Below are 23,013 nucleotides of genomic sequence, written 5' to 3' on the forward strand. Positions count from 1 at the left end.
AAATCCCAATAGGCTCTGTTGTAGCGTAACGAATAACATGCTGACCCGACTCTATCAGAACCACGTCCTCGCTAACCTTACCTTTGCCATGGTATTGATGGTGGGGTATCTCTCTTACAATTTACTGCCCAGAGAACAGGATCCCAGTATCAATTTCAACTGGATCGATATCACCACGATCTTACCGGGAGCCGCGGCAGAAGATGTCGAGAAGCGAATCACCGAGGTGCTTGAAAAGAAGATCCGCACCATCTCCGATATCAAATTTGTCTCCAGTGTCAGTCGTGAGAGTATCTCCAGCATTCTGGTCCGCTTTGACGATATGCCCGCTGCAAAATTCGACAAGCGGGTAGCTGATCTGCGCCGGGAAGTGCAAAACGCCGAAGATGAGTTGCCGGATGACACCTCCACCCCGTTTGTCTTTGAGATCACCACTGCCAACGCATTTCCCAGCGCCACATTGGCAGTAGTCGGTACAGCAGACGATGAGAATCTTCGACGCCACGCGGAAAATGTAAAAAAGGATGTAGAACGCATCAAGGGAGTAGACCGGCTACTGAAAACAGCCCTGCGCTCACCTGAGTTGCAGGTCAATTTTCTGCCTGAACAGCTGGAGGCGGCAGGCATCAGCCCCAGTCAACTGGCCGATACAGTAATCAGTAATTTTCGGGATCTGGCCGCAGGCAATGCCCGGATCAATGACCAGAATTGGCTGATACGGATTATTGGCCAGGAGAGCGATCCCGAGCCACTCGCCGCTCTGCCGATAACCGGCGCAGAAGGAGAGATCCCCCTGGGCAATCTGGCAGAGGTGGTGCGCGCCAGAGGAAAGGCAGCCCAGGCAGTGCGTTACAACGGCAGGCCTGCCGTGATGCTGGCGGTCACCAAGAAAGAGAGCGCCAATACTCTGGAGCTGGTAAAACGGGTTGCCGATTATGCCGCCGAGCGCAATCGCTTCAAGGAGCTGACAGGCGTTGAGCTGGTACTGGTTGATGACCAGGCTGAAATTACCCTGAACGCTCTCAACATCATGCAGACCAACGCCCTGTTGGGACTGTTGATGGTACTGCTGGTCACCTGGCTGTTCCTTGGCAGTCGCATTGCCCTGCTCACCACCATCGGCATCCCCTTCATTCTCGCAGGCACCTTCTGGTGTCTGCGCAGTCTGGACCAGACATTGAATGTCAGTGTCCTGTTGGGGGTGGTCATCAGTCTCGGCATGCTGGTGGACGATGCCGTTGTGGTGGTGGAGTCCATCTATTACCGGCTTCAACGGGGTGCAGACGTCGTATCAGCCACCATGGAATCACTAAAAGAGGTGGTTGCCCCTGTCACTACGGCAGTCCTCACCACCATGGCCGCCTTCCTGCCGCTGATGCTGTTGCCCGGCATACTGGGCAAGTACATGCTGGTGATCCCCCTGGTGGTCACCATCGCCCTGGCCATCAGTCTGGTCGAAGCCTTCTGGATGCTGCCCGCCCACATGATGGGCGCCAGCATCAATTTCGACCACCCCTCCCGGCTCCAGAAAACCCGCATCAATGCCCTGCACTGGATACGCGTAAAGTATACCAAACTGCTGGTCAGGGCGATGCGCTGGCCAAAGCTGATCCTATTCTGCACCATCATGATGTTTGCTACCGCTCTTGCCGCAACCCTTGCCGGTAAAGTAAAAATTGACTTTTTCGCCACCGATCCCATCCGGCTTTTCTACGTCAGCCTGGAGATGCCGGCGGGGACTCCACTGAATATAACCCTGGAGAAAGTACTGGAGGTGGAGCAGAAAGTGCGCAGCCAGGTCCGCCAGGGAGAGGTGCGCAACATCATCAGCTACGCCGGGCAGTTGTTCACTGAAACGGCACCCTTTTTTGGCGATCACTACGGACAGATTCTGGTAGCACTCAACTCCAAGAGCGACGGGTTGCGCGGAGTGGATGAAATGATCGAGTCGATGCGCCAGGAGATCACCGCGACACCGGGACCCAATAAGATCTTTTTTCTACGCCTTGCCGGCGGGCCGCCCACCACCAAGCCGATCATCATTAAAGTGCGTGGGGACGATACCGCCACCATCCGCCTTGCAGCGGCAGAGTTGAAAAGCTTTTTGAAAAGCAATCCGGCTGTTCGCGATATCACAGACGATGACAGCCAGGGCCAGATGGAGCTGGTCACCCGGGTAAACCAGGATGCCGCCCGCCGGGCCGGCATCAGTCCGATAGAGGTAACCCGCACCCTGCGGCTACTGATTGACGGCGAAATTGTCGCAAAGATGCAAGATCGAGGAGAGGAACTTGAAGTAAGGGTGCAGGCCAGACCGCAGATCCTCCACAGCATTACACAGCCGGGCAATTACACTCTGCCGCTGCCGGATGGTGGCCGCATTGCCCTGAATGAGCTGATAGAGACGGAATCACGCCCTAGCCTCGGTAATATCCGTCACTACAACTTTCGCCGCACCATCACGGTCGAGGCAGACCTGGACAAGAAGCTGACGGACACGGTCACTGCAAACAACCTGATACTGGAGCAGTGGGATAAAATTAACCACCGCTACCCGAGTATCGATCTGGACTTTTCCGGTGAACTAGATGATATCCAGGAGAGTATCGACGCTATCCAGATACTGTTCCTGTTTGGCGTCGGGCTGATGTATCTGATTCTCGGCACCCAATTCAAAAGCTACTTTCAGCCATTGATGATCCTGGCTACCGTTCCTATGGCCTTTACCGGCGTCGTGGCCGGCCTGATGATCACCGATAACCCTTTGAGCCTGTTCACCATCTACGGCGTAGTCGCTCTTGCGGGCATCGCCGTCAATGCCGCCATTGTTCTGATTACCGCAGCCAACGAACGGCTAAACCAGGGAATGAGCGTACTCCATGCCACACTTTACGCCGCCAGACGGCGGTTGATCCCCATATTAATCACCTCGCTGACCACCATCGCCGGACTCTTCTCCTTGGCCACCGGTCTGGGTGGCGCTTCGCTGATGTGGGGACCGGTGGCAACAGCCATTGTCTGGGGTCTGATGGTCTCCACCATTCTCACCCTGTTCGTCGTCCCGCTGCTCTACCGTATTTTTATGGGATCACGTTGGGCGGCACGAACTAAAAACTGATCACCCACTGCATTTTCCAAGATCATCGTTATAATCAAGCTTTTAAAAACAACACCAAGGGACAAGTAGGCCAATATCGTGAAACTGAGCTTGGAAGAATTCAGAGCCTGGAACAACAAAAGTATCACTCTGCTGGGCATGTCTGGCGTGGGGAAAACCCATCTTGCCTCCCTGCTGCGCAAAGATAACTGGTTCCACTACTCTGGCGACTACCGCATAGGTACCCGCTATCTGGATGAAGAGATCCTTGACCTGATCAAACAACAGGCGATGCAAGTCCCCTTAATTCAGGAGCTGCTGCTCAAGGATTGGATCTATATTCGCAACAACATCAAGGTGGATGACCTGGGTCCGGTTATGAGCTTTGTCGGAAAGCTCGGCAATCCTGAGTTGGGGGGAATACCCCTGGGAGAGTTCCAGCGCCGCCAGGCACTCTATCGCCAGGCAGAGGTCCTGGCCATGATGGATGTGCCGGTATTCATCCACAAGGCACATCATATCTATGGCTATCGTCATTTTGTCAATGATGTAGGTGGCAGCCTGTGCGATATAGAAGCCCCGGAAATCATTGATCTGCTGGCGAAACACAGCCTCATTCTCTACATACAGGCAAGCGATCATGCCGAAGAGGAGAGGCTGATAAAGCGTGCCCAGAGTAATCCGAAACCACTCTATTTCCGACCCGGTTTCCTTCAGGAACAGCTCACTGAGTATCTCCGGGAGCAGCAGCTGGAATACGCCGCTGAGATGGATCCCACTGAATTCACCCGCTGGATCTTCCCACGGCTATTCCGTTCACGAATACCCTGTTATGAAGCCATTGCGGCTCCACAAGGTTACACCGTCACCTCCAACGAGGTCAGCGCAGTGAAAGATGAAGCGGATTTCATAAAGCTGCTGGAAAAAGCCATTGCACGCAATGAAAACGAATAACAGGAGCTGACCACATGCCACTGGTAGCACACAACAGCCTGCCCACCTTCGATCGGTTGCGCCAATCGGGACAAACCGTTCTGAAACCGGCACGCGCCGAAAAACAGCACATCCGCGAGCTCCATATCGGCCTGCTGAACATGATGCCGGATGCCGCCCTGGAAGCGACCGAACGGCAGTTCTTTCAGTTGATTGGCGAAAGCAATCCCATCGCTCAGTTCTATGTACACCCTTTTACACTCGATATACTCCCACGCGGGGAAAAGGCCTCACAGCATATTGCAGAGTATTACGAATCGTTTCAGCAGATCCGCAACGATGGCCTGGATGCATTGATCATTACCGGTGCCGCCCCAACCCATCCAAACCTTCATGACGAACCTTTTTGGGACCCACTAGGCGAAGTGGTCAATTGGGCCTATGAAAACGTCACCTCGACACTCTGCTCCTGCCTGGCCACCCATGCCGTGCTCCAGGCAAGATACAATCAGCCACGAAATCCTCTGGGCTTCAAGCGCTCGGGAATCTATCCCAACTGGGTGGCAGATCGGTCTCACCCCCTGGTAAATGACGTCAATACTCACTTTGATGTGCCTCACTCAAGATTCAACGAAATCTCGCGGGAACAGTTCAGCCAGGCAGGATTGCACGTGCTTGCAGAGAGTAAAGAGGCCGGTGTTCACCTCGCCGTGAGCACTGACCGTTTTCGCATGGTCTATTTCCAGGGGCATCCCGAGTACGAAATCGTCAGCCTGCTGAAAGAGTATAAGCGGGAAGTGCTGCTGTACTCTGCCGGAAAAAGAACAGAATACCCACCCTTCCCGGACAATTTCTTTGCGCCAAGGGAGCTGGCAATTCTGGATGAATACCGGTTCCGCCTGCAAAGTGCGCTGGAACAGGGCGAAACGCCCCCCGATTTCCCGGAGAGACTAATCGCATCCCGACTAAACAACACCTGGCACGACACGGCCGAGGCGATTGTCGGAAACTGGATTGGTGCTGTCTACCAGCTCACTCACAGCGACCGGAAAAAGCCGTTTATGGATGGAATTGATCCGGATAATCCACTGGGGTTGACGTTCTGACAACCACCCGAAGCAATCACTCTCGCAAAAACACCAGGATCGCAAAATTATAATTTAGTGTTATTCAGAAGATATTAAAAAGTATTCCTGGTCTCTAATTTTGAGAGAAAGAGAACCGCTTTCGTGCGAACATTAGATAGTATCGTCATAAGATTATAGCCCAAAGCACCATACGCCTAATCCGGACAGCGGTAACAAATGAACGGGTGTTTTTCGCATAGCGTATCGTAATACCACGCCAGCGTTGAAGACGTAGAAACGCATTCTCAAACCAAATGTACTGATTTAGTACAGATGCTTGTCATATTCTCGCTGCTCTTTGCTATCCTTCTTTGATGGAATAACAACACTTATATCCTGTGATTTTGCCTTCTCTAATACCTCTATGTGTATCGTAAGCCCTATTATCAACCAAAAGATATCGCCTCTAAACCCATCAAATCAGTGTATTAGCCTGCGTGCAATCAGCTCTGGTACCTTTCCGTAAGAATGAATCATTGGCATACCATGCGCATCCACGGCCAAGTGAATCTTGGTGTTAAGCCCCCTTTGTACGGCTCATATCTTAGATTGCCTCCTACCACACCTGCCGCATGTGGCTGAACCTTGATATGACTGCCATCAGTCATAATCCATTCAAAGTCCGGCTCATCAATTATCTGGGACAATAAATCCCCCCATATGCCTTTATCACGCCAACGACAAAAACGCCGATGGGTGTTCTTCCAATCACCATGATCAGATGGTAAGTCGTGCCACGGCGCGCCTGTGCGTAAAATGCCAGAATACCGCATTGAGAAACAGACGGTTATCTTTAGCTATGCCACCATGCATCCCTTTTTGCCCTGTAAGGTATGATGGTAGTAGTTCACTATGTATTGCCGTGTCTTTTGTGTGCTGGTGTTGTCATTATATTATTGGTTTTTAGTTGTTAAGTTGGATCTTAGTACAGCTTATTTAAACTCATGACGATACTATATAGGACAATCCCAATACGATTTTACGGCAACAATGCAAGCCAAAGCATCGATCAACCTAGGCTACATCTATTCTAATAGATGTAGCCTAGGTTGGCGGAAGGGGTGAGTTGTTGGTTCTGCGTAGCTGGTAAGTCCACTTATTTTAACTGGTCTTCATGCTGTGCAGCCGAGGCGGGTCAACATTGCTGTTTTTCGCTATACTACGAACCCACTCTAAACGGAGACTGTCTCGTACTCAAGAGTAACTGATGCAGCGCCTCTACACCCTACTGCTCTACCTTAGCCTGCCACTGGTACTTGCTCGTCTCCTCTGGCGAAGTATTCGGGTGCCTGAATACAGACTGCGCATAGCTGAGCGTTTTGGGTGTTTTCCCTCGCTTAACATAGAAAGCAGCCTCTGGATTCACTCCGTCTCAGTAGGCGAGACTCAGGCGGCAGAGCCTCTGGTGAGACAGCTAATAGAGCAGTACCCGGAGCTTCCCCTAATGATCACCACAACAACGCCTACGGGCTCTGATCGTGTCAGGAAACTGTTTGGTGACAAAGTTTATCACGTATATTTTCCCTATGATCTGCCATTTGCTATTCATGGTTTTTTGTATCGAACCAAACCACGACTATTGGTGATGATGGAGACTGAATTGTGGCCCAATCTGCTGGCAATCTGCGATAAAGAGGGCATTCCAACGATACTTGCCAACGCCCGGTTATCTGAGCATTCGGCAAGTGGATATGCACGTTTTGATTTTTTTACCAGAGAGATATTTGAGCATATTGGATTGGTTGCCGCCCAGGCACCGGCAGATGCAGAGCATTTCCTCGGGTTGGGTGTGCCTTCCGACAGGGTACGAGTTACCGGCAGTATCAAGTTTGATATCCGGTTGCCGGCGAGCCTTCACGAACAGGCTGAAGTGATGCGCCGGCAATGGGGAGACAGGCCTGTCTGGGTAGCTGCGAGTACCCATGAAGGGGAGGATGAACAGATTCTCCAGGCACACAGGCAAATACTCAAGCATCAGCCAACTGCTTTATTGGTGTTAGTGCCACGCCATCCCGAGCGATTCGACCGGGTGGCCGCTCTTTGCCGGAAAGAAGATTTTTTGCTGATACGCCGATCAGAGGGTCATGGCTGCACCCAAAACACCTCGGTGTTTCTTGGGGACACTATGGGTGAGTTGACGCTGTTTCTGGCGGCGGCTGATGTAGCGTTTGTCGGAGGTAGTCTGATGCCGGTTGGCGGGCACAATGTGCTTGAGCCCGCGGCTCTTGGAGTGCCGGTGGTTTTCGGACCACATATGTTCAATTTTGCGGCTATCAGTCGGATGCTGTTGGCTGAAAAAGCGGCTGCTGAAGTGGCTGGAGTTGAAGGACTCGCCGCCATCGTGACGCGCTGGCTGGGAGATGCCAGCGAACGTGCCAGTTTTGGTCAAAATGGAAAATGTGTTGTGGAGGCCAATCGTGGGGCGCTGAACCGGCTTTACGCGTTAATTCAGGATAGGCTGTGATACTTGTTTGACTCATCCTTGTTAGGCCGCTTTCGCGGATTCAACTCGCAAGTGCAACAGGTGGGTTGATCCCTAAAAATACCTGATTAGGTGTTTTCACGCCAAGACACCTTCTTGGTTTGTTGTCGAGTTTGTCCATTATCTGGTTGATCTACTTCTTGGTGAGCTGTGTGTATCTCATGGTGCTCCTCTTTTCTTGCCGGATAGAGAATGCCTTGGTGCTACCCCAGCTTACCCTCTATTCGTCAAACAGAGTTACACTTACAAATTGAATTCACGTTTTAAAGTAAGGAATGCAGAGAACACGAAGGAACACAGAGTTCACAGCGAAATACTCTCTTTTCTTGCCGGAATAAGAATAATTCGTCGGCATCTCCATACTATCCTGCCTCTTGCCAATCTCTGCGTGAGGTTATCGATGCGTTATGCGTATGTTACTGTCTGTCAGTTTCCGTAAAAACTTTATAGAAACTAATGACCTGTGATAGGATGTTAATTCGTCTTGGATGACGTATGCCATTAAATCAACAAGGAGTGTTTTCATGAAAATAGCTATTCAATGCTTTTTATCCCTCTTGCTGCTGGTCTCTGCGGTTTCATTCGCGGGTAAAGTTAATATCAACAGTGCGGATGCAACCGCTATTGCCACTGAGTTAAAGGGTGTGGGAGAGGCTAAGGCGCAGGCTATTGTCGCCTACCGTGAGGCCAATGGTCCTTTCAAATCGGCAGATGATCTCTCACAGGTGAAGGGGATTGGTGATCGCACTGTGGATATCAACAGGGAAAATATAGTGGTCGGCAGTAAGTCTGAATAGTTTCTGTTCGGAAATTGTACAGACCGTCATCCGGCCTGTGCCGGAATGGCGGTCTAAACGGGCCGCATCATCTCTGCATCCCTTTGTAACCCTAAAATTGAAACGCTTCTATGGCAGGTGCACCGATTAGTGGATCAAGCTCTGTCTCAAACAACCCTTCGGTGCGCCAGGCATCATCACTTACCCGGGTGATCAGGTTGGCTTCCATTGCCGGGGCTTCTCCGGTAACGACAAACAGACGACCACCAACGCTGAGTTGCTGTTTCAGTGCTTCTGTCAGAGTTGGCATGGAGCCGGTAACAGCGATAGCGTCGAAAGGAGCACCTTCAAGCTCCTCTGCCAGGCCATCACTGTTTCGCAGTTCCACATTTTTGATATTCTGATCATCAAGCCGGGCTTGTGCCTGTTGAGTAAATTCAGCATTGGTGTCCAGGCTAATGACGCTCTCCGCCAGTTTTGCAATGCAGGCGGTGAGATAGCCGCTGCCAGTGCCAATTTCGAGCACTTTATCGGCCGGCTGGATATTCAGCGCCTGTAGCAGCCGTCCCTCTACTCTGGGAAACATCATATGCTGGTCGCCACTGAGGGGTATTTCGATATCAGCGTATGCCAGTCCCTGGTATTTCTCGGGGACAAAAGCATCACGGGGCATGCTTTCCATCAGTGACAGCACTCGCTGATCCAAGACCTCCCAAGGACGGATCTGCTGCTCGACCATGTTGAAGCGGGCCTGCTCGAAACTGCTGGTGGTCATTGGAATTCCCCTGGTTCTGAATGTTCGGGTTTAATGCGATCTGCTATTTTGACATAAATTGGTACTAAGGCTAGATAGTTTATACCTCCTTCTCCACACACACTCAACGGTTGCAATACAATGCTGCCTCAGATAACTTGCACAGATTCGCTGGGGGTGTCCGGATTCGGGCTGAGAAATACCCTTTGCACCTGATCCGGTTAATCCCGGCGGAGGGAAGCTGAGGAAGCCACGTTTGCGGTCTGCCACTGTCCCCTTTGCCACAGAGAGGAACAAGGCATGAGCGCCATCCCAGAAGATTTCATCAAACAGACAACACGGCTATCGGAGGAGGTTACCAAGCCTTTTCCAAGCTCGCGCAAAATCTATATTCAGGGCTCGCGCCAGGATATAAAAGTACCCATGCGGGAGATTACCCAAACGGAGACCCAGGCCAGTTTTGCGGCGGAAGAGAACCCTCCGGTGGTTATTTACGATACCTCTGGCCCTTTCACCGACCCTGGGGTAGAGGTGGACCTGCTAAAAGGGGTGCCGGATGTCCGTGCGGGCTGGATTGACGAGCGGGAGGATACCGAGTTACTGAATGGTCCCAGCTCGAATTATGGCCACCAACGCCAAAGCGACCCTGAGTTGTCTCACCTCCGTTTTGAGCATATTCGCAATCCGCGCCGTGCCAGAGCTGGCAAAAATGTCACCCAAATGCACTATGCCCGTCAGGGTATCATTACCCCTGAGATGGAGTTTGTCGCCATTCGGGAAAACAGTCAGCTTCAGGAGATGCAGGCAGATGCTCGCTATGAGAAGCTGTTGCGGCAGCATAAAGGCGAGAGTTTTGGTGCTAATATTCCGGATGAGGTCACCCCTGAATTCGTGCGCCAGGAGATCGCGGCTGGCCGCGCCATTATTCCTGCCAACATCAATCACCCGGAACAGGAGCCGATGATTATCGGCCGGAACTTCCGGGTGAAAATCAACACCAATATCGGCAACTCTGCCGTCACCTCCTCCATTGCCAAAGAGGTGGAGAAGATGGCCTGGTCCGCCCGTTGGGGCGGTGACACGCTGATGGATCTCTCCACAGGAAAGAATATTCACGAAACCCGGGAGTGGATTCTGCGCAATGCACCCATGCCCATCGGAACTGTGCCTATCTACCAGGCACTGGAGAAAGTGAATGGGAAGTCGGAAGATCTCACCTGGGAGATTATGCGCGACACGCTCATTGAACAAGCCGAGCAGGGGGTGGACTACTTCACCATCCATGCCGGGGTACTGTTGCGTTATGTGCCGCTGACAGCAGAGCGGGTGACCGGCATTGTCTCCCGCGGCGGCTCGATTCTGGCCAAATGGTGTCTCGCTCACCATCAGGAGAACTTCCTCTACACCCATTTCGAGGATATTTGCGAAATCATGAAGGCCTATGACGTTGCCTTCTCTCTGGGCGACGGTTTGCGTCCCGGTTGTCTGGCTGATGCCAACGATGCCGCCCAGTTCGGCGAACTGGAAACTCTGGGTGAGCTGACAAAAATTGCCTGGGAGCATGATGTGCAGGTCATGATCGAAGGCCCGGGCCATGTGCCCATGCAGATGATCAAAGAGAATATGGATAAGGAGCTGAAGGACTGCTTCGAGGCGCCCTTCTATACCCTTGGTCCACTGGTTACCGATGTCGCACCGGGTTATGATCACATCACTTCGGGCATTGGCGCTGCCCAGATCGGCTGGTACGGGACAGCCATGCTCTGTTATGTCACCCCGAAAGAGCATCTGGGTCTGCCGGAGAAGGAGGATGTCCGGGTAGGCATCATTACCTACAAAATCGCTGCCCAGGCGGCGGACTTGGCAAAAGGCTTCCCCGGTGCTCAGGTGCGGGATAATGCCATGTCAAAAGCGCGCTTTGAGTTCCGCTGGGAAGATCAGTTCAATCTCGGCTTCGACCCTGACAGAGCCCGTGAATACCATGACGCGACCATGCCGGCCAAAGCCCATAAAGTGGCCCATTTCTGCTCCATGTGCGGTCCCAATTTCTGCTCTATGAAAATCAGTCAGGATGTGCGGGATTATGCCGCCAACAAAGGTATCGATGACGTGGCGGTTGCGGTGGAAGAGGGGATGAAGGAGATGTCGGAACAGTTCAAACAGCAGGGATCAGAGATTTATAAGGAGATCTAGCGCCTTTCCAGTGTAGCCCCATCACTCCGGCCTGAGCCGGGTTGATGGGGCTGGTGCGACCTGACCTGCTTTTTGTCTAATCGGGCATAAAATGGAGCGCTTGTTCTGTTGTAGTGTTAGCCTATGACCATGCAATGGGATCAACTACTGTCAAGCAAACGGCTGGGCTCTAACCAGTCCTCTTCCACCCTGGTCGCCCGAACTGATTTTCAGCGGGATTTTGACCGCATTGTTTTCTCGTCCGCCTTTCGCCGAATGCAGGATAAGACTCAGGTCTTTCCTCTTTCACGGGTCGACTATATTCGCACCCGGCTGACCCATAGTCTGGAGGCGTCGAGTATCGGGCGTTCTCTTGGCACTCAGGTTGGTGAGCAGATTATCGCCCGGCAAGGGTTGCAGGGTATCGAGGCATCCGATTTTGGCGATATTTGTGCTGCTGCCTGTCTCTCACACGATATTGGTAATCCTCCGTTCGGTCATTCAGGCGAAGATGCATTCAGACATTGGGCGGCCAGAGCGGCTTACGGGAAGCGCCGGGTGGCTGTGTTGCAGGACAGTGAGAGAGAGGACTTCCTCAGTTTTGAGGGCAATGCCCAGGGTTTTCGTATCCTCACCCGACTGCAGAATCCAGATAACAGGGGAGGTCTGCAGCTCACCTGTGCCACATTGGCCGCCTTTACCAAGTACCCCCGTGAATCCTGCTTGGGTGGCAGCCACTTTGGCGGTGTCAGCGCAAAGAAACAGGGGTTTGTGGCGGAAGACCGGGCAGCCTTTACTGAGGTGGCAGAGAGTGTCGGTCTGATCCGGAAGGATAAGGCCCGTGCCATCTGGTGTCGCCATCCCCTGGCCTTCCTGGTTGAGGCCGCGGATGATATCAGCTATCGGGTGATAGACATCGAAGATGGTTACCGCTTGGGATACCTCACCCTGCAGCAAGTATTGGATCTCTATCTAGCTGTTATCAAGGAACCAGATGAGCAACAGGCTAGGCTGAAAAGCATCAGGGACAACAAAGGCAAAGTGGAATTTCTCCGTGCCAAGGTGATCAATGATGTCGTTAGCCAGGCTATGAGCTGTTTTCTCGACAATGAACAGCAAATGTTGTCCGGGGAATTAGAGCAGCCGTTATTGGCTCAACTTCCAAAACGACAGGAGATGGATTGGCTAATAGAAGTTGCCAGGGAGAAGATCTATCAGGTTGCCGAGGTGGTGGAGATTCAGGCGGCTGGCTTTCGGATTATTGGCGATCTGCTGGAGTGCTTTGTCGAGGTGCTGGATGATATTGCTGAGCAGAGAGAGGGCGCCCCGGCTCGCAGTCGAATGATTGCACGGCTGGTGCCGGAGCAGTTTATCGGTGCTGAGCGTGTTCCTTCCGACAGTCTCTATACGCGCCTGCTCCGGCTAACCGATTTCATCGCCGGTATGACGGATTCCTATGCGGTCTCCCTCTACAAGAAGCTGACAGGAATATCGTTGCCGAACGGCTGAGCCCCTAAACAGCCACCACAAGCCTCAGCCCATCCAGCCGGACCCGGGTAGCCCGGAGATGTTCATCCAGACCCTCTTGCTGGGCCCTCAGCGACGCCAGTTCATCTTCTCTGACATTCGGGTTCACCCGCTGCAGCGCCGTGAGGCGGCCCAGCTCTGATGCATACCGCTGCTGCATTGTAAGGAGGGCTGTTTCGGTGATTTCCTGTCGCTGGAGCTCAACCAGCTCTTCACCCTTCTCCAGCATGGCACGGATACGCGTGCGTAGTGGTGTGATGATTTTCCGTGCGGTGTGTTTCCCCAGACGCTGTCTGCCCTGGTTGAGTACCTCATGGGGGAGCTCACTACCAACCTCAGCGAGTTCCTGGTTCACCAGCAGACGCAGCAGGGTGGAGGGCAGGAAGCGCCCCGCCTGGAGTGCCTTGGGGGCAGGGCATTCCAGGACAAAAATCAGTTCCAGCAGTAGGGTGCCGGCGGTGAGATTTGGGTGGTGGACTGCCGTTGCGCAGCTATTGCCCATCTCATCGTTTAGCACCATCTCCATGGAATCCCGGACCATGGGGTGTTCCCACGTCAGAAATTGGCGGTCTTCGTTGGTGAGCGCGATATTGCGCTTATAGGTGATAGTCAGTCCCTCTTCGGGAAGCCCTGGGAAATATTCCCGCTGCATCTGTGATGTCTGTTTAAGAATCTGGCTGCCGGCAGAGTGGTGTTCTGTCTCTATGCCGTAGGCAGTAAACAGGTTATCCATGTAATCACGCAATGCTGATGATGCATCTTCAATTTCTATCGCCTCTTTGAGGATTTCAGCATCCTGGCCGCGGCAGGAGTTCAGCTCCAGCAGATGGTCCCGCCCTTTTTTCAGCTGCAGGCTGATCTCACGGTGCAGTTGCTGAGTGGTTTCAATCAGAAGCTCCAGAGCGTCAGGCTCACTCTCTCCCTCCTCCATGGATTGGACGAGTGCCGGGCGTAGCTGTGCGAGTATCTGCTGGCCGGATGGGCAGGTATGGCGAAAGGCGTTGAGGCCCTGGTGATACCAGCGCAACATAACTGCCTGGGCGCCCCCAGTGAAATAGGGTACATGGATCTGAACCTTTGACCGCTGGCCAATGCGATCCAGTCTACCAATGCGCTGTTCCAGCAAATCAGGATTGGACGGCAGGTCAAAAAGAGTCAGGTGATGGGCAAACTGGAAGTTACGACCCTCACTGCCGATCTCTGAGCAGATCATCAGCTGACACCCTTGTTCGCTGTCGGCAAACCAGGCTGCGGCACGGTCCCGCTCCACGATGCTCATCCCCTCATGGAACAACCCGGCATGGATACCTTCCCGTGTTCTGAGTGCCTCTTCCAGTCCTTTGGCTGTTTCAGCAAGGGCGCAAATCAGCAGCATCTTGCTGCCGTCCAGCTTTTTCAGTGTGGCTATCAACCAGTCGATCCGGGGATCGAATTGCCACCAAGCTCGGCCATCGGTTAATCGATAGACGGTCTCCGGATGTAACAGCTGTACCAGATCTGCTGCTCTATTTTTAACATCGGCAAGGCGGTATGCACTGGGCAGGGGAAGCGGGTAGCTGTGGAGTTCCCGCTCGGTAAAGCCCTTGATCCGGTCACGGGTATTGCGAAACAGAACTCTGCCAGTACCGTGACGATCCAATAACAGATCGATGAGCTCTGCTCTCGCGGCCTGTCGCTCTTCTTCTAGCAGCGCCTGATCACCCAAGCCCTGTAGGAACGGGATAGCCTGATCCTCGCCGAGCGTTTTCAGTAACTGGGCAGTGGCGGCCTCACTCAGCGCCTCTTCTGACAGCAACTGCGTCACGGCATCGGCAACCGGCTGATAACCCTCTTCTTCTTTTCCAAAAGCTGCCAGACTGAAAAAACGGTCTGGATCGAGCAATCTCAAACGGGCAAAGTGCCCGGAACACCCCAGCTGTTCCGGTGTGGCGGTGAGCAGCAGGACACCTGGAATACGGGCGGCCAGTGCTTCAATCGCTCGGTAGGCAGGGCTGGCGTTCCCCTCTCGCCACTCTAGGTGATGGGCTTCGTCGACAATCAGGATATCCCACTCCCCTTCTTCTGCCTGTTGTCGTCTTTGTGGATTTTCGGTGAGCAGATCCAGTCCACACAGAATCAGCTGCTCGGCGTGGAATGGGTTGTTCCCCCGGTCTGAAGACTCAATTGCCTGGCAACGCTCCTCGTCAAACAGACTGAAGTGGAGATTAAAGCGCCGTATCAACTCCACCAACCATTGGTGCAACAGCGGGCTAGGAACAACGATCAACGCCCGGCCTGCACGCCCTGTCAGTAATTGCCGATGCAGAATCAGGCAGGCTTCAATCGTTTTGCCCAATCCAACCTCATCTGCCAGCAGTACCCGGGGGGCGAGGCGCATTCCCACTTCATGGGCAATATAGAGCTGGTGCAGGAGAAGTTCCGTGCGGGCACCGCCAAGGCCGATAAGTTCAGACTGTTCCAGTCTCTGCCGCTGCTCAAGGGTCTGGTGGCGCAGTTCAAACCACCGGTTACTGTCCAGCTGACCGGCAAACAGCCGTTCCTGGGGACGGCCGAATTGAATAAAATTGCTGAGTTCACCCTCGGGAAGTACGGCTTCCACGCCATTCTCCCTAAGACCGGAGTAGGTCAGCAATCCATTATGCTCCGCCACTGAGTGAACCTGAAGCTTCCAGCCTTGATGACTCTCTGCCAAGTCACCCGGCAGAAACTGTACCCGGGTCAGCGGGGCGTTATCCTTCGCGTAGGTACGGAGTTCACCACTGGCCAAGAATAACAGGGTGAGGGTGCGGCCCTCAGTCTTTGTCAGGGCGCCAAGGCCGAGATCTGGCTCAGTATTGCTTATCCAGCGCTGCCCCGGGGTAAACTGCTGTTCGGCCATCTGTTTTGAGTGGGTTTGTTAGATATGGGGCCGGAAGGATAATCATTTCTTTGCCTTGAGAGAAGCAATGATTTGGATTTAGTTGAAGTATCCGGGTAAAAAGCCTGGGGATTGACAAAAATCATTGGGTTAACTTTATTGGCTAATGTTATTATTCGTTGACTTTTTATTGGCGAAGCCCTGTTTTTGGCGGCGCACGCAAAAGAAAACAACTAAGGGAGGTAATTCGAAATGAAAACCATTGCAATGGTCGCAGGTGCTGCTCTGCTTTCACTGGGTCTTGCTGGTAACGTTCTTGCCGGTGGCGCTGATCTTTATAAGACCAAGGCTTGTTTCTCATGCCATGGTGCAGATGCTGAAACACCGATTATGCCGACTTACCCCAAGCTGGCCGGTCAGAATGCCATTTATGCCTTTAATCAGATGAAGGATATCAAGAGCGGCAAACGTAATAATGGCCAGACCATAGTTATGAAGGGCATTGTTGCAGCCATTTCCGATGCTGAGCTGAAGGAAATCGCCGACTGGCTTGCCACTCTGTGATCTGAAATTCACCTTGTCAAGGACGCCGGAGCTGATAATCAAGTTCCGGCGTTTTTGTTTCTGTTATTCGTGCTTTAATCCCGTCCAGTCTATGGTCTGATTCTCATGCTCTGGGTAGCAATAGGGCGTCATCCGTCATTATCAGCTTGAAATATTCCCGTGTTTATTCAAACAGATATTGCGGAGCTATAAACGGGTTAAATACCATGGTCACTGGGTGATATACCTCGGTAAGAGGGTGTATACCTGCGTTTATGGTGGGAAAACCGGTTAATCGCTTTCGACAGTGCTGTTGATCGCTATCAATGGCCCTATCCTCTGATTGTTTTAGCATGTCATTTTTTTGTTTGCAGGAGTGTTGAGTGGGTAAATCCAGTCTGAAACTTTGGATTGCAGCGAGTCTTCTTTTCGTCATGGCTGCTACCATGGCTGTTTATAAAGTCTGGCCTCTATTACATCCAGAGGTGGTTCATTTGGCTCCACTGGATCCAAATTGCGATCTCCGTGCCGGTCCCTGTACCGGGGTTTTGCCGGGTGGTGGCCGTATTACCTTCGGGATAAAGCCGGATACCATACCCTTGATAGAGACTCTGGAGCTGGACGTCAGGGTGGATGGAATCAAGGCCAGTAGTGCTGAAATTGATTTTGTCGGCGTAGACATGAATATGGGTTTTAACCGGCCAAAGCTGTCAGCGGCAGGCGAAGGGCGTTTTTCCGGTCAAGGAGTATTGCCGGTCTGTGTCAGGAAAGCAATGGAGTGGGAAGCTCGGGTGCTGGTCAAGACCAATGAGGGTCTGGTGGCTGCGCCATTTCGTTTCATCACGGTCAATCCCGATGCGACCTTTCCGGGCAAGTGAGGGGCGTGATGAGTAAGCGTCCCGCACTGACCGGATTGATTATTGCCCTGGTAGCTCTTCTGTTGTGGCTTACGCTGTTCTGGGAGCCAGCAATTGAAAGCCCGGGTGGTCTAGCTATAGAGATTGAAGCGATGCCCCGGGGCGAAGATTTTGTTCTTCAGTCTCAAGATGGACCAGTTACCCTGGAGGCTCTTAAAGATAAGGTGGTCGTGCTCTATTTTGGCTATACCTGGCGTCCGAATATCTGTCCCACCAGCCTGTTTTTTTGAGTCTGGCCCTCAATGAGTTAACAGATGCAGAGCCTCTTTATCAGTATCGATCCAGAACGGGATACGCTGGAGAGATTGAAGAATGATGGTGAATACTTCCATCCGAATATCAAAGGAGTTACCGGGACTCCGGATCAGTTGAAAGATGTAGAAAAGCGCTATGGAGCGGCCTATAGCATAGTGAAATTAGGCGTCTGCCACAGACTACGTAGTGGATCACACGGCAGAGCTTTACATTATTGATCAGCAAGGTCGGCTGATAAAAAAACTGGCTCATGGTACCCGCCGGAAGAGATATTTTCGGTTCTTCGGGGAATGTTAGATGAAAAAAATTAATCTTTGAAGTCGAGGGAAGAGAATGAAAATAACATCTTTGCTGTGGCTATCTGCACTAAGTCTGATGAGTGCCTACACTCCCGTTATGGCTGATACGGCCGCCAGCGTAGTGACGGTGGAAGGTGCTTATATTCGAGCGGTACCGCCGGGATAGCCGAACAGTGCCTCTTTTCTGATTTTGACCAACAAATCATCCCGAGATCATGCTCTGGTTTCGGCTGAAAGCAATATCTCAAATGTGGTTGAACTGCACACTCATGTGCATGACAAGGGCATGATGCGGATGCGCCGGATAGAGCAGATCGTTATTCCTGCTGGTGGGAATGTCAAACTGCAGCCGGGGGGCAATCATGTGATGCTGATCGGTCTGAAACAGATACCGATGCCTGGCGATAGTGCAGAGCTGACGCTTGTGTTTGAGGATGGCAGTAAAATCACCTTGTCCGTCCCGGTGCGTAAGCTGCAGATGAAGATGATGAAGGGCGGCATGGATAGTATATAGCATCGTCATAAGATCACCTGATTACCTATCAAGCTCAGCTATTGCTCAGCCGAATTGTGGGCTGTAGACTCGAATGGCACTTACTATAGTGCTGCCAAAATAATACGAATTATCGTTAATATAAAAACAACAGCACATAACGCCCCTGTAACCTAATGAATCCAAGGTAATTATGTTTCTTGCGTCATAGCTGAGTTTCATAGGTAATCAGGTAGAATTATAACTGAAAGTGTTGTTTGAAGGGAATTGAGAAAGAGCGGGGTATCTGGTTGATTTGTTGTTGCGAGACATCAAAACAACCCCACCATGAGTTAAGAATAACGTTGTTAAGCTGGCAGGTCGAGATACGATTATCGATCCGCTGACAGAGTTGCCGAGAAGCGGTGCGGAGCAGTTGATCTACTAGGCGGTGGAAGCCGAGCTGCTGGAGCTGTTGGCGGAGCACGTCGAGCGACGGACAGAGGATGGCAAGGCGGGTGTGGTGTGTAATGGTCACCTGCCAGCTCGTAAACTGCAGACAGGATTGGGGCCGGTCACGGTCAAGATCCCCAAAGTTCGCGCGAAGACCGGCGAGCCGGTAACGTTCCGATCAGCTCTGGTGCCGCCGTATGTACGCAAGACGAAGTCACTGGAAGCGGCGCTGGCGTGGCTCTACCTGAAGGGGATTTCCAGTGGAGAGATGGGTGAAGCCCTGAAAGTGCTGGTGGTTCCGGATGCAACAGGCTTGTCGGCCGGCAGGGTATCGCATCTGAAGCAGGTCTCGGCAGAAGAATATCGGAGCTGGTGCGAGGAGCGCCTGGATAAGGACCATTGGGTGTATGTGTGGGCAGACGGTGTCTACAGCGGACAGAGAGCAGAGCAGACGAAGCTGTGTGCCCTGGTGGTGATCGGCGTGAATGAGCGTGGTGAGAAGCATTTTCTGGCAATTGAGGATGGTGTACGGGAGTCCACACAGAGCTGACGGGAGGTACTGTTGAAACTGAAGTCACGCGGACTGACCCCGCCAAAATTGGCGATCGGTGACGGTGCCATGGGATTCTGGGCTGCGCTGGAGGAAGTGTATCCGGAGACGCGCCAGCAGCGCTGCTGGATGCACAAGACCATGAACGTGCTGAACTGCCTGCCAAGGTCAGCTCAGCCGAAAGCGAAGCAGGCACTGCATAACATCTGGCAGTCGGAGACCCAGGCCGATGCGGAAAAGGCCTTTGATCTGTTTATCAAAACGTATGAGCCAAAGTATCCGAAGGCTGCCATCTGTCTGCACAAAGACCGAGAGGAACTGATGGCTTTCTATCGCGTGACGGCATGCTACACATGATGTTCAAACTCGGCCTGTGTGCCGAGAAGACGTGGAGACGATTACGGGGTTTCGATTACCTGGCGAAGGTGATAACCGGAATCAAATTTAAAGAGGGTGTTGAGATAGCAGGAGTCGATCAGGTCGCCGCTTGATTCAACTGGCTAAACACCAGATTTGACTATAACTCAATCAGGTAAGATTATAGCCCAAAGCACCATATACCTAATCTGGGCAGCGACAATAAATGAACGGGTATTTTTTGCATAGCCTGTCGCAATGCCATGCCAGCGTTGAAAAGAGACAGACCTAAATGCTGTGTAACTGCCTGTCATTAAACCCAGACAAGGGAGAGGACAGGCAGCTGATCGACAAGAAGGAGCTCCAGGCGATAGCCCAGGCGGCCGCTAAAAACATCAAAACTGAAGAAGATCTCAACGAGTTTCGGCAAATGCTGACCAGGATCACGGTCGAGGCAGCACTCAATGCTGAACTGACTGATCATCTTGGCTTTGCCAAGCATCAACAATCCGAAACGAGTAATAGCCGCAACGGCACGACCAGCAAGACCTTGCAAACGGAAGATGGCCAGTTTGAACTGGATACCCCGCGAGATAGAGCGGGCAGCTTTGAACCTCAGCTAGTTAAGAAGCACCAGCGTCGATTTACCTCAATGGATGACAAGATCCTCTTCTTGTATGCCCAAGGTATGACAACCCGAGAAATCGTCACGATATTCAAGGAGATGTATGGGGCCGATGTCTCTGCCACACTCATATCCAAAGTCACTGATGCAGTCATCGAACAGGTTGTTGAATGGCAATCTCGCCCCCTGGATGCAATTTAGCCTATTGTTTATCTGGACAGCATTGTCGTTAAAATCCGGCAAGACAAGAAAGTGATCAATAAAGCGATTTATCTCGCTCTGAGCGTCAACCTGGAAGGCCACAAGGAATTATTGGGGATGTGGCTGTCGGAGAATGAGGGGGCCTAGTTCTGGCTGAACGTGCTGACAGAGCTTCAGAATCGCGGTGTGAAGGATATTTTGATTACCTGTGTCGATGGCTTAGGAGGCTTTCCTGATGCCATCAAAACGGCTTTTCCGAATATCTAGCTGTGTATTGTGCATATGCTACGGAACTCGATGAAGTACGTGCCTTGGAAAGACTACAAGCCTGTCACGGCTGATTTGAAAAAGATTTACCAGTCCATCACCGAGGAAGAAGCCTTATTGGCGCTGGATAAATTCTCTGACCGGTGGGACAACAAGTACCCCCGGATCAGCCGCTCCTGGCGTGCCCATCGGCAGAATATCAACACGCTGTTCAGCTACCCGGAGGACAAACGAAAAGTGATCTGCACGAACAACACCATTAGCCGCTGAACAGCGTCATTCGCAAAGCGATCAAAAAGCGGAAATTGTTTCCAACCGATGACTCGGCAAAGAAGGTAATCTATCTGGCAATCCAGGCCGCATCGAAAAAGTGGACAATGCCGATCCGTCATTGGAAACCAGCACTGAATAGATTTATGATTGAGTTCGAAGAACGCTTAGCGGAATATATTCAACCCTGGCTGTTACATAGAAAACTTTACAGGCTCGTTGAAAATGTAGAAACGCGTTCTTAAACCAAATATACTAACTTAGTCAGATGCTTGTCATATTCTCGCTGCTCTTTTCTACCCCTCTTCGGTGGAACAACGGCACTCATGTCCTGTGATTTTGCCTTCTCTAATATCTCTTGTGTATCGTAAGCCCTGTTGTCAGCCAAAAAATGCCTCTAAGCCCATCTAATCAGTGTGCTAGCCTGCGTGCAATCAGCCCGTAAGAATGAATCTGATCAGCATACCATGCGCCTCCACGGCCAAGCGGACTTGGTGTTAACCCCCCTTTTGTACGGCTCATATCTTGATTGTCCTCTACCGCACCTGCTGCATGTGGATGAACTTTGATATGACCGCCATCAATCATCATCCATTCAAAGTCCGGCTCATCAATTATCTGGGACAATAAATCCTTCCATATGCCTTTATCACGCCAGCGACAAAAGCTCCGATGGGTGTTCTTCCAATCACTATAATCAGGTGGTAAGTCGTGCCACGGCGCACCTGTGCGTAAAATCCAGAATACCGCATTGAGAAACAAACGGTTATCTTTAGCTATGCCATCGTGCATCCCTTTTTTGCCCTGCAAGGGATGGTGGTAGTAGTTCACTATTAAACTCACTCAGGACACTATCTAGGACAGCTCCTAATTTTTTAATGCTTTTAATGCTTTTAATGCGCTGATGCGATTTTTATCAGCTGAATTTAGTGTTAAAGGAACCTCTAAAAACCCGACAATAGCCAATAGATCTCTAGCAAATCTGGAGAGCCCCGTATCTTCACACTCATTATTTCTGGCAACATCCGTACCACACCTCGCTTCATCCGGCCAGCCACACCAATCTCCACGCCAGCCCTGATTTGCCCGATGCTACACACTGTCCTGCTGGGCAAACACGTGCTCAACTCGAGCCGGAACGCTTGATCGCTTTCGGTTTGGCTCTTGCTTCCGTTCATTCAAGAGGCGTTTGCGTGTCGGCTTGCGATGAATCTGACTGTGGTAATACGCACCCGGTAAAGCGACTTCCCGTTCTACACTGTGGTAAGCAGAATCGGCCCAGACACTTCTATTACTGTTGTTCTCATCCAGCAATTCCTCCAAGACCTGGCTATCATGAACTTCGGCCGATGTGATGGCGTACTTGCGAATCTATCCTGATGTGGTTTTTGTACCCATAGTGGGTTTTGCCATGCTTCATGGTCCAGCGTGCTGCAACATCCTTCTGACTGCGTTTGTTATCACCCCATGCCTCGGGGCTATCCCCGGCTTTGATCTGCCTATTTTCCTCTCGTGTTGGGTACTGGAACGATAGCAGCATCTACAATCTGTCCCTTGCGAGCACTGAAGCCTGCTGCATCAATCTGGATCAATAGCTCTGAAAAGAGTTTATCAACAAGGCCCCGTTCTTTCTGGCGCTCACGATATACCCAAACTGTTTTAGCATCGGGTACCTTACCTTCCGGGCTCAGCCCAGGAAAACGACAAAAGCTATAGCGCTCCCGAATTTGGAACTCTGCTTGATCACCGGACAGATTGAACAAATGCTGTAGGACCAACACCTTGAACATCAGTACCGCATCGTAAGGTGGGCGCTCACCTTTACCGGGATCACTGTTTTTATAAACTGAGCCCAGCAATACTCGAAAAACCTCCCAGTCTACGGTCCTTTCCAGCTTTGGCAGCGGGTCTCCCAGTTGCTCAAGGAGTTCAAGTCTGTCTTGATGATCAAAAAACTCGGTTGCATGATTTTTATCGGTTGGTTGAATTGGCTACTATTATCACTAATTGAAGGTCTTTCAGAGGCTCCCCTTAGTTAACCAGAAACAGGATCAGGGAAGCGGAAACTTAAGAACCCAC

At 51.8% G+C, this 23,013-nt stretch carries 15 protein-coding genes, 6 pseudogenes and 1 riboswitch; of the genes and pseudogenes, 13 read left to right on the top strand and 8 right to left on the bottom strand.

Going from position 1 to position 23,013, the window contains the following annotated elements:
- Window positions 1-37 precede the first annotated feature (37 nt).
- The 3 genes from MN084_RS17800 to metA all read left to right on the top strand — a co-directional run bounded on the left by MN084_RS17800 (window position 38) and on the right by metA (window position 5,136).
- Window positions 38-3,118 carry an efflux RND transporter permease subunit gene (locus MN084_RS17800; RefSeq protein ID WP_241085525.1) on the top strand — a complete coding sequence of 1,027 codons (3,081 nt, stop codon included), beginning with the start codon at window positions 38-40 and terminating at the stop codon, window positions 3,116-3,118.
- A gap of 78 nt (window positions 3,119-3,196) precedes the next feature.
- Window positions 3,197-4,051, top strand: a complete 855-nt coding sequence (locus tag MN084_RS17805; RefSeq protein WP_241085524.1) for an ATPase — start codon at window positions 3,197-3,199, stop codon at window positions 4,049-4,051.
- Between the two features lie 14 nt (window positions 4,052-4,065).
- The gene (gene metA, locus MN084_RS17810; RefSeq protein ID WP_241085523.1) at window positions 4,066-5,136 is read left to right on the top strand and encodes a homoserine O-succinyltransferase MetA; all 1,071 of its coding nucleotides are present in this window, start codon (window positions 4,066-4,068) and stop codon (window positions 5,134-5,136) included.
- 145 nt (window positions 5,137-5,281) lie between these two features.
- Here the strand turns inward: metA and MN084_RS17815 are convergent.
- A pseudogene (locus tag MN084_RS17815) lies at window positions 5,282-6,015 on the bottom strand (IS5 family transposase).
- Window positions 6,016-6,364: 349 nt separating this feature from the next.
- Between MN084_RS17815 and waaA the strand changes: the two are divergent.
- Window positions 6,365-7,621 (top strand): lipid IV(A) 3-deoxy-D-manno-octulosonic acid transferase, encoded by a 1,257-nt coding sequence (gene waaA, locus MN084_RS17820; protein WP_241085522.1) that lies wholly within the window; start codon window positions 6,365-6,367, stop codon window positions 7,619-7,621.
- A 40-nt stretch (window positions 7,622-7,661) separates the two neighbouring features.
- Here waaA and MN084_RS20080 read toward each other — a convergent pair.
- A pseudogene (locus MN084_RS20080) lies at window positions 7,662-7,772 on the bottom strand (IS30 family transposase); the annotation flags it as partial.
- Window positions 7,773-8,163: 391 nt separating this feature from the next.
- Here MN084_RS20080 and MN084_RS17825 point away from each other — a divergent pair.
- Complete coding sequence (locus tag MN084_RS17825; RefSeq protein WP_241085521.1) at window positions 8,164-8,436, top strand: ComEA family DNA-binding protein; 273 nt, start codon at window positions 8,164-8,166, stop codon at window positions 8,434-8,436.
- 91 nt (window positions 8,437-8,527) lie between these two features.
- Here MN084_RS17825 and MN084_RS17830 read toward each other — a convergent pair whose 3' ends face one another.
- Window positions 8,528-9,190 (bottom strand): protein-L-isoaspartate O-methyltransferase family protein, encoded by a 663-nt coding sequence (locus tag MN084_RS17830; protein WP_241085520.1) that lies wholly within the window; start codon window positions 9,188-9,190, stop codon window positions 8,528-8,530.
- A 142-nt stretch (window positions 9,191-9,332) separates the two neighbouring features.
- A riboswitch (TPP riboswitch) is annotated at window positions 9,333-9,425 on the top strand.
- 44 nt (window positions 9,426-9,469) lie between these two features.
- Here MN084_RS17830 and thiC point away from each other — a divergent pair.
- Window positions 9,470-11,362, top strand: a complete 1,893-nt coding sequence (thiC, locus tag MN084_RS17835; RefSeq protein ID WP_241085519.1) for a phosphomethylpyrimidine synthase ThiC — start codon at window positions 9,470-9,472, stop codon at window positions 11,360-11,362.
- Between the two features lie 123 nt (window positions 11,363-11,485).
- A complete protein-coding gene (locus tag MN084_RS17840) occupies window positions 11,486-12,850 on the top strand; it encodes a deoxyguanosinetriphosphate triphosphohydrolase (RefSeq protein ID WP_445083856.1) in 1,365 nt (454 codons plus the stop codon).
- A 4-nt stretch (window positions 12,851-12,854) separates the two neighbouring features.
- Here the strand turns inward: MN084_RS17840 and rapA are convergent, their stop codons facing one another.
- Window positions 12,855-15,746 (bottom strand): RNA polymerase-associated protein RapA, encoded by a 2,892-nt coding sequence (rapA, locus tag MN084_RS17845; protein WP_241085517.1) that lies wholly within the window; start codon window positions 15,744-15,746, stop codon window positions 12,855-12,857.
- A 231-nt stretch (window positions 15,747-15,977) separates the two neighbouring features.
- Here rapA and MN084_RS17850 point away from each other — a divergent pair, with 231 nt between their 5' ends.
- From MN084_RS17850 to MN084_RS17880, 6 genes and pseudogenes are all read left to right on the top strand, one after another.
- Complete coding sequence (locus MN084_RS17850; protein WP_241085516.1) at window positions 15,978-16,289, top strand: c-type cytochrome; 312 nt, start codon at window positions 15,978-15,980, stop codon at window positions 16,287-16,289.
- A gap of 362 nt (window positions 16,290-16,651) precedes the next feature.
- The gene (locus MN084_RS17855; protein ID WP_241085515.1) at window positions 16,652-17,146 is read left to right on the top strand and encodes a hypothetical protein; all 495 of its coding nucleotides are present in this window, start codon (window positions 16,652-16,654) and stop codon (window positions 17,144-17,146) included.
- Window positions 17,147-17,277: 131 nt separating this feature from the next.
- Window positions 17,278-17,658 (top strand): annotated as a pseudogene (locus MN084_RS17860) (SCO family protein).
- Window positions 17,659-17,929: 271 nt separating this feature from the next.
- Complete coding sequence (locus MN084_RS17865; protein WP_241085514.1) at window positions 17,930-18,253, top strand: copper chaperone PCu(A)C; 324 nt, start codon at window positions 17,930-17,932, stop codon at window positions 18,251-18,253.
- A gap of 331 nt (window positions 18,254-18,584) precedes the next feature.
- A pseudogene (locus tag MN084_RS17870) lies at window positions 18,585-19,705 on the top strand (IS256 family transposase).
- Between the two features lie 212 nt (window positions 19,706-19,917).
- Window positions 19,918-21,110 (top strand): annotated as a pseudogene (locus tag MN084_RS17880) (IS256 family transposase); the annotation flags it as partial.
- 370 nt (window positions 21,111-21,480) lie between these two features.
- Here the strand turns inward: MN084_RS17880 and MN084_RS20085 are convergent.
- The 4 genes and pseudogenes from MN084_RS20085 to MN084_RS20100 form a co-directional block, all read right to left on the bottom strand.
- A pseudogene (locus MN084_RS20085) lies at window positions 21,481-21,720 on the bottom strand (transposase); the annotation flags it as partial.
- A gap of 306 nt (window positions 21,721-22,026) precedes the next feature.
- Window positions 22,027-22,257 (bottom strand): hypothetical protein, encoded by a 231-nt coding sequence (locus MN084_RS20090; RefSeq protein ID WP_445083857.1) that lies wholly within the window; start codon window positions 22,255-22,257, stop codon window positions 22,027-22,029.
- A gap of 10 nt (window positions 22,258-22,267) precedes the next feature.
- The gene (locus MN084_RS20095; RefSeq protein ID WP_445083858.1) at window positions 22,268-22,474 is read right to left on the bottom strand and encodes a hypothetical protein; all 207 of its coding nucleotides are present in this window, start codon (window positions 22,472-22,474) and stop codon (window positions 22,268-22,270) included.
- Window positions 22,434-22,724 (bottom strand): transposase, encoded by a 291-nt coding sequence (locus tag MN084_RS20100; RefSeq protein ID WP_445083859.1) that lies wholly within the window; start codon window positions 22,722-22,724, stop codon window positions 22,434-22,436. Before MN084_RS20100 ends, MN084_RS20095 begins: the two co-directional genes overlap by 41 nt.
- Window positions 22,725-23,013: the final 289 nt, after the last annotated feature.

This window comes from Candidatus Vondammii sp. HM_W22 (assembly GCF_022530855.2).
GTDB lineage: Bacteria > Pseudomonadota > Gammaproteobacteria > Chromatiales > Chromatiaceae > Vondammii.

Coding starts and splice junctions, on each gene's coding strand:
- MN084_RS17800 (WP_241085525.1), top strand. CDS start 38: ATGCTGACCCGACTCTATCAGAACCACGTCCTCGCTAACCTTACCTTT.
- metA (WP_241085523.1), top strand. CDS start 4,066: ATGCCACTGGTAGCACACAACAGCCTGCCCACCTTCGATCGGTTGCGC.
- waaA (WP_241085522.1), top strand. CDS start 6,365: ATGCAGCGCCTCTACACCCTACTGCTCTACCTTAGCCTGCCACTGGTA.
- MN084_RS17825 (WP_241085521.1), top strand. CDS start 8,164: ATGAAAATAGCTATTCAATGCTTTTTATCCCTCTTGCTGCTGGTCTCT.
- MN084_RS17830 (WP_241085520.1), bottom strand. CDS start 9,190: ATGACCACCAGCAGTTTCGAGCAGGCCCGCTTCAACATGGTCGAGCAG.
- thiC (WP_241085519.1), top strand. CDS start 9,470: ATGAGCGCCATCCCAGAAGATTTCATCAAACAGACAACACGGCTATCG.
- MN084_RS17840 (WP_445083856.1), top strand. CDS start 11,486: ATGACCATGCAATGGGATCAACTACTGTCAAGCAAACGGCTGGGCTCT.
- rapA (WP_241085517.1), bottom strand. CDS start 15,746: ATGGCCGAACAGCAGTTTACCCCGGGGCAGCGCTGGATAAGCAATACT.
- MN084_RS17850 (WP_241085516.1), top strand. CDS start 15,978: ATGAAAACCATTGCAATGGTCGCAGGTGCTGCTCTGCTTTCACTGGGT.
- MN084_RS20095 (WP_445083858.1), bottom strand. CDS start 22,474: ATGCTGCTATCGTTCCAGTACCCAACACGAGAGGAAAATAGGCAGATC.
- MN084_RS20100 (WP_445083859.1), bottom strand. CDS start 22,724: ATGTTCAAGGTGTTGGTCCTACAGCATTTGTTCAATCTGTCCGGTGAT.